The organism is Vibrio sp. 2033 (assembly GCF_033339735.1).
Window position 1 is genome coordinate 122678 of record NZ_JAWOVC010000006.1, and the last position, 13455, is coordinate 136132.

Here is a 13455-nt window from a genome sequence, read left to right on the forward strand (position 1 = left end):
CTCCTAAGAGGACATTAATTGGTTGAGTTGTTTCAGCGCTTGTTTGTGAAGCTGACATATACGAGGTGGTGTCAGATCCAATACCAGAGCTATTTCGTGTAAGTTGAGTTCATGTTGATAGAACAGAGTCAGGAGCAGTTGATCGCGCTTAGGTAATTTACCCAAAGCACTGTCTAAACTACGACGAATATGTTCATGTTCCATGCCATCGTATTGCCCGCCAATGTAGCTATCACCGCTGCTCTCCATCAGTTGGTCAAGGCTTTGCATCTCGCCTGCGAGAGCGGCATTTTGGCGGTTGTAATAATCTTGCTCATTCGTCCCTAAAGCCTGGATGATTTCGGCATCCGTTGGCATTCGACCTAACGTTCGAGTGAGATCTCGAGTCACGTCGTTGAGCTCGTGGGCTTGTTGACGAGTCTTACGTGAACGCCAATCTAGTCGGCGTAATTCGTCTAAAATAGCTCCCCGAACTCGACAAACGGCGAAAGCAGGAAAGTGAGGATCGTCAACATCGCCATATCGGCGTCCAGCCTCGACTAGAGCGATAAGGCCTATCTGCTGCATATCTTCAATACTACAGTGAGAAGTGGCATGAACGCGCAGCTGGTTAACTACGCGTTTTACCATGACCTGATGACGTTGTAGCAATGCGTTTTCATCAATTGGTCGTGACGGTGTTGTCACTTCCTCTTCTGTGGTGTAAGTGTCTTGTACATTCATGTCTAACATGGTTGTGCTCCGTTATTGCACAACATATTTAGTCAACAAAACATCGTCGATTTCTCGGACGATGTCTGTTTTAGCAAAAGCGAGTAGAAGCGTTTGCTTCACTTCGTCTTGCAGAATATCGATGGCACCCGCTTGCTGTAACTGATCAAACGTTTTGTCGCTAAACAGTTTTAATAGAGAGTTTTGTACCATAGGCATGTATTCATCGATCTCTTTGATACGCTCTGGACGGCGTGTCTCAATTGCCAGTTCTAGCATCACAAAGTGAGTCTGTTTCTTGCCTTTAACGGTCAAAACGACTTTGTCCAAAGGATGGAAGCTAGGACCTTTACTTGTCGGTTGTTCTGTGACCAAAAAAGACAGTGGAGAGTCTTCGATCAGTGAACCAGAGTCAGGTGACTCTTGAGCGTGTTTGTTTAAGTACCAGATTCCGCCCATAATTGTGACGGCCGAAACGAGGGCACTGGTGATGATCATGGCGATAAACAGGGCGATCATTTGTTGTTTGGTCATAACCTTTTTCCTCGAAGATTCACTAAGCTTGAGTGCTTAGCCAGTGTTCTGAATAGTTAGTTGTTGTCGTGGTTTGGAATGCACCAGATTCTCGTGCGGCGAAAATATTGGTGTCTTCTTCGTTTGCGTGTGGGTCATTTCGACCTTGGTTTTGATCAGAGCCAACATTGACATCGACATGAACGAAGTTTTGCTCTTGTAACTCAGTACGCAATCGTTCCGAAACTTGCATTAAAGCTTCTCGTGTTGCTGCGGCATTGGCGTTGATGTGGACACTCAATCGGTCACCTTCAACACGTACAAGTAAATCCAATTTCCCTAAGTCTGGTGGGTCTAGGCGGATTTTTGCTTCTTGTACATTTTGTTGAGCTTGGAGCGTCACGCGATCATGTAAAACTTGCATCATTTGCTCCCCCCACTTTCCGGCAGTGGTATCAACACGCACCGCTGCCCACTCAGAGCCTTGAGCTTGAACATGACTCGTCGCAACCGGTGAATGTGCAGATTGTGTTGTAGGAGCTTGTGCTTGAAGTAGAGATGCGGTTGGTTGCCCTTGAACAGGTTGATTCAAAAGAGTTTGAAACTCAGCACCGGAGATAGGCAAACGCGAACTCGATGAAGTCGGCAGACTTTGCTTCACATCTTGTTTTGATGATGTGTTTAACATAGCGTTAGACGAATCTTGAGTAACAGACTTAACTTCGCTCGCAGTCATTAAAGATGACGCTTTTCCTAGTTTCTCAGCCTGCTTCTCTGCCATGGTAATCATACCCTGGGTTAAAGCTTGAGCTTGCGCTGCAAGATCAGTCGATTCTGTTAACCCTGGTGTACTGGTCAAGTTGGCATCCGGATCTGAAGCTGAGCGGTCATCAGTATCAAAACCATGACTTTGTACTTTGTTTGCGTTGTTCAAAGTAGAGGCCGTAAGGTGAAAACTCGGTACCGCTGACGCAGAGTTAAAGTCTTGCTCACCATTCTGCTTGTTCCCTGATTTAAAACCATGAGAAAAGCCGTGTACCGAGTTCGCTTGCTTGATGTGACCCTCATTGTTAGCTGGCGAATTACCCGAGTGCTGAGTTGAAGAAGGTATGATCATTGAGTTAGCTCCATGGTCATTGCTAATTGATAGGCCATAGCGCGTTCTTGATGGTCATTGACCATGTTCATCTCTTTTTTCAACTCGTTGGTCGACTTCTCTAATACTGCGAAGGCATTAGCGTGCACTGTTTTCGCTCGCTGGATTTCAGGTGCAAGCTTAGGATCTTTCAAAAAAGGCTTGTGACTGATCAAAAGCTCTCGCAACTGCAAGTCGTACCGCTTGAGCGCATGCCAGTCGGCCGTTTTTGCGGCGAACTGGATGAGCTGAGATAAATGACGGAATCGCTCTGGCGATACTTTATGCTTGTTGTCCAAAATTCATCCAACCTTCACGAATGTTACCCATTACACGCTCAACGTTAACCAAGCGATTTGCATCGTTTTGCACGCTAGCGTAATAAAGTTCGACTTGGCAGAAGTCATAAAGCTGGCGTAGGTTTTCCGCAATTTCACCGCCGTTTTCATCATCTAGAGCACTTGTTAGTCCAATCAAGATGTTCATGCATTTGTTGATTCCATTCCCTTTCTCGGCCAAACGATTTGCGGCTAGGTGGCCGCGAATACGTTCAACTTCATCGAGTAGGCCATCGATTAACATGATGACCAATTGGTGTGGATTTGCTGCTGCCGCTTGAGCGTCGAGATCGACTTGTTGGTACGAATCGTAACCAGAATCCATAAGCATGAATATTTCTCCTAAATTTGGAACCAAATGTCTTATTTTTGAGCATTAAACATGGACATGGTTTGGTTCATTTGGGTCATAATTGAATTCATTTGAGTGAATTGTTTGAGATAGCGGTTGTACGACATTTCGTACTTACGCTCTAAATTGGTTTGTTTATCTTTGATTCGGTCTAAGCTTGACTGTATTGCGTCTTTACGCGTGCTGAAGGTACCTGATGAGAACTTCAAGAAAGGCTCTACCATCGCGTCAAGAGAATCTAGCAAAGCGTCATCCCCATTAAACAACGCCTCTAAGCCTGCGCTGTTTGTTTGTTGAGCTTCTTTGAACTTTTCTTGATCAACTTTCATTTTACCGTTGCGGTCTAGGCTCACGCCGATTTCGCTTAGGCGCATACCATTGTGTTCACCTCGGATTAACCCCGTTAACTGACTCTCAATAGAACGCAATGTCGAGTCGCTAGCGAGCACGCCGCGTTTCTGATCTTCACCGCCAATTTGGGTGTACTGATCGATAGTCGAAACAAGGGCATTGTAGGTTTCCACAAACTTATCTAGTTGTTCTTTAGTGCCTTCGCTATCAGCTCCAATTTTTAAACCGATTGGCAAATCTCCCGCGGCTTGCGGTTTAGATACGGTAATGTCAACACCGTCGATGACACCTTCAAAAGTATTACTTGCGTTGGTTAGTTTCAGGCCTGAGTCTTTTGCACCTAGCCACATAACCGCATCTTGCGGAGCGTTAATTTGCTTGAGGTTGGTGAAGGCGTCTTCAAACCACGCTTGGCCAGTACCCGTTGCAGATACGTTGATCTTATTTTCGACACCAGTCTCAGTGCTCGATAGCATAAAGTGTGTTTGACCATTTGAGCGAACTAGAGTGGCGTTAACGCCAGGGTTATCCGTGTGATTGTTAATCGCACTTGCTAAATCACTGATCGTTGCAGTGCCGTCACCATTAACATCAACGGAGGACAAGTCTAGAGTCATTGTTTCACCGTTGATGGTGAATTCTAAAGATCCAGTTGTTGGTACTTCTGTCGTCGCCTCAAGGTCTGCAGGCATTCCTGTAGATACTTGATGTGCTGTTGCCACTTTTTCTACAAAAATCTGATAGTTACCCGTTAGCGCTTTAGCATCCGCGTTTGCAGTAAAGTTACCTTCTTGAGAGAGTGTCGCACTGTTTTTGATGATGCTGTTTGTGCTGTTATTCATCTCTTTCATTGCAGTACGAAAATCACGTAGTGCGCTTTCAACTTTATTAAAAGCTGACAGTTGTGACTGGTACACATTAGCTTGCGCTTGGTAACGGTTTTTGAATGGGTTTGTGTCCAATTGTGCGAATTGGGTTGCCATTTTTACTGGGTCTAAAGAACTCATGAGGTGTGCTCCTCTCATCTCTTATTGGCTTGAATACTTTGAATGCTACGCCTTAGTTTAATTATCAGTGGCAAGATGCGTGCCGTATATTAAATTCAATTAAAACAAAGGTTTAAAGCTATTTTGTTTTCTTGGGAGGAAGTGGTGTTTCCACCTTGTTTGTTCCGCCTTCCTCCATGGAAAAAGTAATTTCCTTATAAGAAAAGGCGACCTAAACAAAGAAAATATTTAATTGTATTGACGGTTCTAATTAGGAGAGATGTTTTAATTAGACGTTATATTCAGCCTTTACTTCAGCTTGATTCAGATAATTCTTACAGAGTGCATTAATTGCGTTCTGATATTATTTTTGATAGTGCGATGTGCAAGTGTTCTCACTAAAAATTAAATTTTTTACGTTTCAAAGAATGTCAGTTATGAATGAATTTGCGTTACGATTGATGAAATGTGCTCGTGCATATGAAGAGTTCATTAACAAAAAACTATTAAGTAAACAGAGCATCAATTCTGATGAGATAGCTAGTATCTTAAAGGAGGCTAAGTTCAATTTTCCTGAACTTAGAGATAGTAAAATAGGAAGTAAATTAGAGACGATAGAATTAGAACTGTTTAATAAGGTTTTATTCAATATTATGTTGAAGTTCGGATTCAGAGTGCCTGAATCTCACAAAGATAATACGAGCTCTATTTATATTCGTAGATAAAAATAAAGCCTTCCATAGGAAGGCTTTATAATTAAGACGATTTAAATTAAGCGCACTATTAACTAAGTAATTAGCGTAGTAGTGACATTGCCATGCTTGGAAGCTGGTTAGTTTGAGACAGAACAGTTGTACCTGCTTGCATCAACATTTGGTTCTTAGTCATGTTTGAAGACTCTACTGCAAAGTCTGTATCCATGATACGACCTTTAGATGCTGTAACGTTTTCTACCATGTTACCAAGGTTAGCCATAGTGTGCTCAAGACGGTTGATGTTCGCACCGAAGTCTGCACGAGAGCTACCAATTTTTTCTACTAGACCGTCAGCGCCGCTGATTTTGTCTAGCGCTGCTTTTGCTTTAGTCGCGTCATCGATACCATCTGTAATTGCTGCATCAGCAAGAATAGTAGTGATTTCACCGATACCTGCGCTTGCGCTTACAGTCAATGTTTCAGCAGAAGATGCACCGATTTGGAATGTTACGTCACCTGCACCGAAGCCGCCGCCTTTAAGAAGGTTTTGACCACCGAACTTAGTGTTGTCTACGATGTTGTTTAGTTCTGCAGTAAGCTGTGTGAACTCTTTGTTAAGAGACGCACGGTCTGTTGCACTGTTTGAACCGTTCAACGATTGTGTAGCAAGGTCGTTCATACGGTAAACGATGTTTGTCATTTCATCCATCGCACCTTCAGCAGTTTGCATCATAGAGATGCCGTCTTGTGCGTTACGCATTGCTACTGACATGCCGCGTGTTTGCGCTTCTAGACGGTTAGCAATTTGAAGACCAGCAGCGTCATCAGCAGCTGAGTTCACACGGTAGCCTGTGCTTAGACGTTCCATTGCTGTGTTTAGAAGTCCGCTTGTTGTGTTCATTGTGTTTTGAGTTACAAGCGAAGCGTAGTTAGTGTGCATTGATAAAGCCATCTTAGTCTCCTTAGTTAGTCACTATATCTTTCAGGCCTCGGGATATTCCCTTGTCACTAACTAGAGGCGGTCGGTCGGCTTTAATGATTAATTTGAAAATTAAAAAATTTCTAAAAAAGATAAAAATTGATGATTTTTAGTGATTTGTATTCCATGAAAACCGGGAAAATCATCATATAAGCCTAAGTTTTTTAGTTAAGTTAAAGAAACTATTGCCCAATGATCTTGTGGTTATCCGTTATAAATAAAAAAACAGCACGAATAAATCGTGCTGTTTTAAATATAAATGGTTGAGTTTCAACTATTCCTCATCAAAAGACTGAAAGGAGAGAGAGGTTGGGATATCGCTGAAATAACCAAAATAATAACTGGCACCCAATAAACGATAACGGTTAAGTTCCGTTTGACTCGCTACACGTCCGGCAACCCAAGTATATTTATGCTTTCTTAAGAACTTAGCAATAGGTAGGAAAGCGTGTCTTTCTTCTTTATCTTCTAGTGTGACTGACAATTTGATCATATCGGGACTAAAGTCTGCGACGCGCTCGAAGTTCACTTGCGATGTCGCGACTTCAAACCAAAGTGAATATGCATTCTCTTTTAACTTTTTGGTGAGTGTGGCGACTTTATCACGATCACATAACGTTTCATCAGCTTGAAGAGAAGGAATCACATGTTGAAAAGCAGAAGAGTGGAATTGAATCGTCTGTTCGAGAAAATAAACCCCAGGCTCCCACAGTAATGCATCCACGCGAATCGGCACGACAACATTACTAATCAAGTCGTGATGAAAGGCTTCTAACTGAAATTGTGTTTGTCTTAGTGCAAGGTAAAGACTGAACAAATCCAGGCAGTACTGCATTTGTTCAGAGAGTTTGAATTGATAGACACTTTGTTCTCCACGCATACCAAATCTCAACGTCAGGTGTTGGAATTCTACTTCTCCTGATTGAGCTTCCCTAATTGCTTGGCATGCGTGTTGGACATCATTGTGTTTTAAAGCATCAAAGACTAATTGATCGTCATCCGTGACGATATGTTGTACTGCGAGACCAACCAAATGTTCGTACATCGCATGTGTTGAAATAAGATTAACCAAGGTTTCCTACCACATTGATTTGTTTGTTTTCTGGGATTTCGTTGTAAGACAATACTGCCAGCCCTTGCGTAAATGTGCGAGCGTAACGCGCTAGAAGAGGGCGCAGCTGTGGCATAACGAGAAGGATCGGAGGTAGCCCCTGTTGTTTAAGCTGTTGTCTAATCAATGGCAAGTTTTGTTGGAACTGACCAAGAATGTTTGGCTCAATTGGGAAGCTATCTAGTGTTACCGTACCAGAAGATTGTGCTTGTTGCAGTGAAGTTAGTAGCATTTGTTCTAACTCATCAGACAGTGCGTAGACATTTAATTCGTTCTTTTGTCCTGCAATTAAGTTAACAAGCGTACGCTTTAGTGCACAGCGTACATCAGATGCAAGTAGGATCGGGTCCTTTGTATTTTCCGCGGATTCCAACATTGTGTTGGCAATCGTGCGAATATCTTTTAGTGGCACTTGGTCCAATAAAAGCTGACGATATACTTTCAGCTGCTGTGCTGGATTAAGTGCTGCTGCTAATGCTTCTGCTAGTTTCGGGGCTTGTTGTGTCAAACGCTGGGTTATTGCTTCCACATCGTCGTGCGTAAACAATTCTGCAAGGTTTGTCTTCATGATTTTACTAATATGAGTGGCAATAACAGTGCCATCATCGACAACTTGGTAACCCATATTAAGTGCTTTTGCTTTATCTTGATGCTCAATCCACACAGCTGGCAACTGATAAGCAGGATCGCTACCCAAAATGCCATCTACCTCACCGTAAGTTTCGCCAACCGCTATCGCCATTAAACGTTCTGGTTCAATAAAGCCTTGCTCAATGACTTCGCCATTTAGAGAAATTGTGTATTGGTTTGGCTTGAGGCTCAGGTTGTCACGAATACGAACTTCAGGTAATAAAAAGCCAACTTGTTCAGAAAGGTTTCGACGCACACCGCGGATACGTTGTGATAAAGGAGCCCCTTGTTCTTTGTTGACTAGATGGACGAGTCGGTAACCAAGCGCAAGTGATAATGTTTGGACGTGAGGAATATCATCCCATGTCAGCGGTGTATCATCGTCTTGCATCGCTTGTGAAAGTGCTTCGACCTCTTCAATCTGGGAGTCTTGCACTGGCTTCTTGGTTTGACGCCACCCTGCGAACGCTAATGCGCCAGCAAAAGCAAAAAAGGCTAGGTGTGGCATACCCGGTACCATACCGATTACCGCCATAATACCTGCGACAGTAAATAGCGTTGCAGGAGTTGCCAGTAATTGCTTTTGCATGGTTTCCGACATGCCATTATCGCTATCATTAATTCGCGTAACGATAATCGCGGCAGCCGTTGCCAATAGTAGTGAAGGAATTTGAGCAACTAGACCATCACCGATTGTGAGTAGGGCATAAGTTTTAAAGGCGTCAGACGCAGCGAGTCCATGCTCGAAGACACCAATACTAATACCACCAATGATATTGATAAACAGAATCAACAAACCTGCGATGGCATCGCCACGCACAAACTTTGATGCACCATCCATCGAACCATGAAAATCGGCTTCGTTGGCGACTTCTTTACGGCGTAAGCGAGCCGTTTCCTGATCGATAAGGCCAGCGTTTAAGTCGGCATCAATTGCCATTTGTTTGCCTGGTAAAGCATCCAACGTAAAGCGGGCTGAAACCTCAGAAATACGTTCACCACCTTTGGTGATTACGACGAAGTTGATGATCATCAAGATGACGAACACCACCATACCAACGACGTAGTTACCGCCAATGACGACTTCACCGAATGCTTGAATGACCTTACCCGCTGCGTCACCACCATTATGTCCTTCTAGGAGTACAATTCGCGTAGAAGCCACGTTCAATGTGAGACGTAATAATGTTGCGACCAGCAAAATAGTTGGAAAAACAGAGAAATCTAATGGTCGCTTTGCGGTTGTGCTGACTAGCAATACTAGGATTGCTAAGACGATATTAAAGGTAAACAGCGCATCCAGTAGCAGAGGAGGCAAAGGAAGAATCACCATTGCTAATATCATTAGCAAGACGATTGGAATGCCAACGTAGCCTTTGGTTGATGTTTGAAGTTGTTTTAACCGGTTAAGCATACTTTCGTGTCCTTGGATAAACGCGGGTTAATCAGTGCTGCAAATGTTTTGGAATCGAAAAATGAGGTAAAGGAATTGGCTCTTTTCCCTCACCTTTACGAAAGGCTTTCAATTGCAAAACGTAAGTAAGAATATGTGCCACTGCGATGTACAGTTGGCTTGGGATTGCTTGTTCAATCGCCGTCGTGTGATAAATCGAACGGGTAAGTGGCGGGGAGTTAATGATTTCCACTTTGTTTTCTCGGGCGATACGTTGAATGTGCATAGCAGTTTCGTCTACGCCTTTTGCGACGACAAAGGGCGCGTCAGAAAGCGAAGGCTCGTATTTCAGTGCGACTGCGTAGTGCGTTGGGTTTGTGATGATCACGTCAGCCGTCGGCACCATTTTATCGATCTTACGGCGCGCAAACTGTTGCTGTATTTGACGAATACGTTGTTTTACTTCCGGACGACCTTCATTATTTTTAAATTCCTCTTTCAATTCTTGTTTCGTCATGCGGAGTTCTTTTAGGTGTTCCCAACGCTGATAAGGAATGTCGATAACCCCAAATAACAACAAGGCGAAGCCCATTAAGAGTAAGCCTTCAAACAGAATGGACATTACTAGAGAAAAACCTTGGCTTAGTGGGAGGTTTTGCATACCAAGTAATGGCTGTAAGTGGTTGTCTAAATAGCCATATAAGATGCCGAAGATCACGGCTACTTTGAACGTCGACTTTAAGAGCTCAACCACTGAGCGGGTCGAAAAAATGCGCTTTATCCCGCTCAAAGGATTAATTTTGCTGAGCTTTGGCATCACGTTCGCGGGACGGAACATCCAGCCGCCTAGCACAAGGCTACTACCACAGGTCACGATAATAATGACGGTAAACAATGGTAATAGCATGTCGATGATGACCGCTAAACTTTGTCCCAATTGCTCGACAAGTTGTTTAGGGTTTTCTAGGTCGGCTCGTGTCAGCATCATGTTGTAGCGAAAGATCCCCGACATGCTTTCCCAAATACTATTAAGCTGAGAGTAAAAGTAGAGCGCCACTGCTAGAAATATTACCGCAGTAGTAAACTCTTTCGCGCGAGGAATTTGTCCTTCCTGGCGGGCTTTCTTTACCTTCTGCGGTGAGGCTTTTTCAGTTTTGTCTTGAGAAGATTGATCGCTCATGCTCCCCCCAACATAAAGTTACTCAAGTGTCTAATGGTGTCGTGAACGAGCGCCGTGTAGCGACCAGGAACACCAGAAACTGAGATTAATACGCTGAATAGACCCAGCAGCATCGTCATAGGAAAACCTAACGCATAGACATTAAGTGATGGTGCGGCTCGGTTCATTACACCAAAACTGATGTTGGCTAGAAGCATGGAAACAATAGCGGGCAAAGCCAAAGCGAGTGAAGAGGCAAACATCCAACCGAAAATATTGACAACACCTTGCAGAGAAAGCGATGTGATACCAGATCCGACTGGCCAAACAACAAAGCTTTGAATCACGATATCTATGACGAGTAAGTGTCCTTCTAGCGCGAGGAACAACAAGGTTGAGAAAATCAGAAATATGCGTCCCAAAATGGCGACAGAAAGCCCGTTAATAGGATCATTCATCATCGCCATACCTAAGCCCATTTGCAGAGAAATCACCTGACCAAGCATGGTGAAAACGTTAAAGAGCATGTGCAAAATTAACCCAAACATTACCCCCCAAATAGCTTGCTCAAAAGCAAGGAACAGGGAAGTCATAGAGAATAACTCGACTTGTGGCATGGGTGGCATTAACGGTCCAGTAATGACAACGATCGAGAGGGCCAGTAAAGTACGAACCCAAACAGGAATAATCGCATCACCAAAGAAAGGCATTGAAATAAATACGGCTCCCACACGAAAAAACGGCCACCAGAGTTGACCGAGTATCGCCGAGAGCTCTGCAAATGTGATGGCCATTAGCCAATCATCCCTGGTATGTTGTGGAACAAGAAATCAAACAGTTCCATGATCTTACGGAGCATCCAGTGACCTGCAAAAATCACCATTAATAAGGTAACGAGCAAACGTGGCAAAAAGCTGAGTGTTTGCTCGTTGATTTGTGTGGCAGCCTGAAATACGGCGATACACAAACCGACAATTAAGCCTGGAACAACCAATACGGCAACCATCAAAATGATCAGCCATACTGCATCGGAAAATAACGTTACGGTTAGTTCTGGGGTCATAACTGCTCCTAGTTAACCGAAGCTGGCAGATAAGGTGCCAACTGTCATTGCCCAACCATCCACGAGTACAAATACCACCAACTTAAAGGGAAGTGAGACAATCAAAGGTGATAGCATCATCATACCCATTGCCATCAGGACACTGGCGACAACCAAGTCGATGACCAAAAACGGGATGAAAAGCATAAAACCAATTTGGAAGGCGGTTTTCAGTTCACTAATGACAAATGCAGGCAAGACAACGGCAAATGAAATATCCTCAACGTTTTGGTCGAGAGGCTCATTGGCAATACGTAACATTTGTTCAAGAGAGCTTTGGTGCGTCTGTGCCAACATGAACTCTCTCACTGGTTTCTCTGCAACAGAAAAAGCCTGTATTAGCGTGATTTCGCCGTTGTCGTATGGCTGAAACGCATTTTCATAAATATCGCTCCAGACAGGGCGCATAATCAGTAACGTCAATGCGAGAGCGATCCCGACCAACACTCTGTTAGGTGGGCTTTGTTGAAGACCAAGAGCTTGGCGCAAAATCGCAAGGACAACGACAATTCGAGTAAAGCTCGTCGCCATCAAAATAAATGCTGGAAGAAAACTGAGCGCCGTCATCAACAACAGAATTTGCAGTTTAACGCTGTATTCTTGTTGTGTGTCGCCATCAGAAACGGACAAGATAGTTAAGCCGTTGTCAGCCGCCATTGTTGGGAAAGCAAACAAAAGTGACACCAATACCAAAAGAGGTAACCAACGGTGCCAAGCGCTCAGATTTTTCATTGTGATGCCTACCTAAGATTATTGACCAACGCCACTCAATGCAGAGTCATGTACATCGATCAGACGAAGTCCATACTTATCATTGACAACGACAACTTCAGCGTGGCCCATAAGAGAACCGTTTACTTTCACGTCTAAAGGCTCGCCATTGAGCTTTTCTAACTCGATAACCGTGCCTTCACCCGCTTTCATTAAGTCCCCAAGTGGGATCTCCTTACTCGCAACTTCCAGCGTGACTGTGACAGGAATGCTTTTGAAAAAGCTAAGGTCACGTTCCGCAGTGGCTGGTTCTTGTTGGAGCGTATCTTCGGCTTCAAAGTCTTCTAATTGAAAATCATCAAAGTTCAGTTCTTCTGCGTCGAATGCATTAGTTTCTAGCGCTTCGCTCATCGCTGCGGTTCCTTATCAGGGTTAAAGATCAAAACAAGTTGGCCGTCTTGCTCGGCAATACGACCTGTAAATAGAGATTGGTTGCCAATGCTTACTGGAACCGTGTTAAGAAGCTCAATAGGTAAAATATCGTTGGGTTGTAAGCCAACCACATCACTTAAAGGCATCTTCTTTTTACTTAGAACAACGTTCAGTCGAACGGGGGTCGTCTCTAAAGAACGACAGAAAGGTTGAAACAAATCGGTATCAGGTTGCAGTTCAAGCTGCTCGATCAGCGTTTGAATAAGATGACCATCTAGCTTGAGATGAATTGAGCCTTGATGATCGTCAAACGCAATGTTTAATTGAACGTTAATGCCAATACCTCTAGGGGTCTCATACTCACCCGTGTCCCACATTTCACCAGGAGCAAGCCAACCGATGATGATTCGACTGATGCGCTCTTGTAAACGTAAGTCACTGGCCGTCAGAGTAGCGGCTGAACGCTCTGCACTTGCACCATAAAATCTATCAGCTAACTTTATTAGCGTGTGAGGGTTACCATGGATGAATACCATGCCGCCTTCCTGATGTTGATAGGTCGACGTTTGCTCTTTGTCCATCTCAACCGATGTAAAGCGGTGCAAGTCTACTGAGGTTAAGCTAGCTTCCACTTTTCCTGTGCTGAGCCAATTTTGTAATTCAGTCGTAAGGTTTGAGCAAGATTCTGAAATTAAATTATCGAGCTTCTCACGAATGATATGAATAGGTTTGCCTAATAATTCTACATCAAGTAGTTGACTATCAGAAATAGGCTCGCTAACTCTATTTTCCATTTATATTTTACCGTGCGTTAACAATCGAAAGTGTTTTAACTTAATGGCGTGTAGTCTACACAG

Annotated in this window: 16 protein-coding genes; 1 reads left to right on the forward strand and 15 read right to left on the reverse strand. The window is 43.7% G+C overall.

The genetic code is table 11. The features are described from left to right. Positions 1 to 3: 3 nt before the first annotated feature. The 6 genes from R7P74_RS10685 to fliD are packed head-to-tail and all read right to left on the reverse strand — an operon-like array spanning position 4 to position 4407. Entirely contained in the window at positions 4 to 732 is a 729-nt protein-coding gene (locus tag R7P74_RS10685) for a FliA/WhiG family RNA polymerase sigma factor (protein ID WP_005375008.1), read from the reverse strand. Positions 733 to 744: 12 nt separating this feature from the next. Further along, the gene (locus R7P74_RS10690) at positions 745 to 1245 is read right to left on the reverse strand and encodes a flagellar basal body-associated FliL family protein (RefSeq protein ID WP_005375011.1); all 501 of its coding nucleotides are present in this window, start codon (positions 1243 to 1245) and stop codon (positions 745 to 747) included. A 22-nt stretch (positions 1246 to 1267) separates the two neighbouring features. Further along, the gene (locus tag R7P74_RS10695; protein ID WP_213903426.1) at positions 1268 to 2341 is read right to left on the reverse strand and encodes a flagellar hook-length control protein FliK; all 1074 of its coding nucleotides are present in this window, start codon (positions 2339 to 2341) and stop codon (positions 1268 to 1270) included. After that, positions 2338 to 2658, reverse strand: coding sequence for a hypothetical protein (locus tag R7P74_RS10700; protein WP_005375013.1), 321 nt, complete (start codon positions 2656 to 2658; stop codon positions 2338 to 2340). The genes R7P74_RS10695 and R7P74_RS10700 overlap by 4 nt, the downstream gene beginning before the upstream one ends. Continuing rightward, entirely contained in the window at positions 2642 to 3028 is a 387-nt protein-coding gene (fliS, locus tag R7P74_RS10705) for a flagellar export chaperone FliS (RefSeq protein ID WP_005375014.1), read from the reverse strand. Before fliS ends, R7P74_RS10700 begins: the two co-directional genes overlap by 17 nt. A gap of 32 nt (positions 3029 to 3060) precedes the next feature. Further along, entirely contained in the window at positions 3061 to 4407 is a 1347-nt protein-coding gene (gene fliD, locus R7P74_RS10710; RefSeq protein ID WP_318122836.1) for a flagellar filament capping protein FliD, read from the reverse strand. 416 nt (positions 4408 to 4823) lie between these two features. Between fliD and R7P74_RS10715 the strand changes: the two genes are divergently transcribed. After that, on the forward strand, positions 4824 to 5111 hold the full coding sequence (locus tag R7P74_RS10715; protein WP_005375016.1) for a hypothetical protein: 288 nt from the start codon (positions 4824 to 4826) through the stop codon (positions 5109 to 5111). 70 nt (positions 5112 to 5181) lie between these two features. On the opposite strand, the gene lafA is transcribed toward R7P74_RS10715, so the two are convergent. From lafA to R7P74_RS10760, 9 genes are all read right to left on the reverse strand, one after another. Beyond that, the gene (gene lafA, locus R7P74_RS10720; protein WP_005375019.1) at positions 5182 to 6033 is read right to left on the reverse strand and encodes a lateral flagellin LafA; all 852 of its coding nucleotides are present in this window, start codon (positions 6031 to 6033) and stop codon (positions 5182 to 5184) included. A gap of 301 nt (positions 6034 to 6334) precedes the next feature. After that, positions 6335 to 7105 (reverse strand): EAL domain-containing protein, encoded by a 771-nt coding sequence (locus R7P74_RS10725; protein WP_005375023.1) that lies wholly within the window; start codon positions 7103 to 7105, stop codon positions 6335 to 6337. Between the two features lie 19 nt (positions 7106 to 7124). Then, positions 7125 to 9215 carry a flagellar biosynthesis protein FlhA gene (flhA, locus tag R7P74_RS10730; RefSeq protein WP_005375024.1) on the reverse strand — a complete coding sequence of 697 codons (2091 nt, stop codon included), beginning with the start codon at positions 9213 to 9215 and terminating at the stop codon, positions 7125 to 7127. A gap of 31 nt (positions 9216 to 9246) precedes the next feature. Continuing rightward, the gene (gene flhB / locus R7P74_RS10735; RefSeq protein WP_005375025.1) at positions 9247 to 10374 is read right to left on the reverse strand and encodes a flagellar biosynthesis protein FlhB; all 1128 of its coding nucleotides are present in this window, start codon (positions 10372 to 10374) and stop codon (positions 9247 to 9249) included. After that, a complete protein-coding gene (fliR, locus tag R7P74_RS10740) occupies positions 10371 to 11147 on the reverse strand; it encodes a flagellar biosynthetic protein FliR (RefSeq protein ID WP_005375027.1) in 777 nt (258 codons plus the stop codon). The genes flhB and fliR overlap by 4 nt, the downstream gene beginning before the upstream one ends. Continuing rightward, a complete protein-coding gene (gene fliQ, locus R7P74_RS10745) occupies positions 11147 to 11416 on the reverse strand; it encodes a flagellar biosynthesis protein FliQ (protein WP_005375036.1) in 270 nt (89 codons plus the stop codon). Before fliQ ends, fliR begins: the two co-directional genes overlap by 1 nt. Positions 11417 to 11428: 12 nt before the next feature. Further along, positions 11429 to 12187 (reverse strand): flagellar type III secretion system pore protein FliP, encoded by a 759-nt coding sequence (gene fliP, locus R7P74_RS10750; RefSeq protein ID WP_005375037.1) that lies wholly within the window; start codon positions 12185 to 12187, stop codon positions 11429 to 11431. An 18-nt stretch (positions 12188 to 12205) separates the two neighbouring features. Next, a complete protein-coding gene (fliN, locus tag R7P74_RS10755; RefSeq protein WP_005375038.1) occupies positions 12206 to 12577 on the reverse strand; it encodes a flagellar motor switch protein FliN in 372 nt (123 codons plus the stop codon). Next, complete coding sequence (locus R7P74_RS10760) at positions 12574 to 13392, reverse strand: FliM/FliN family flagellar motor switch protein (RefSeq protein ID WP_005375039.1); 819 nt, start codon at positions 13390 to 13392, stop codon at positions 12574 to 12576. The genes fliN and R7P74_RS10760 overlap by 4 nt, the downstream gene beginning before the upstream one ends. Positions 13393 to 13455 lie beyond the last annotated feature (63 nt).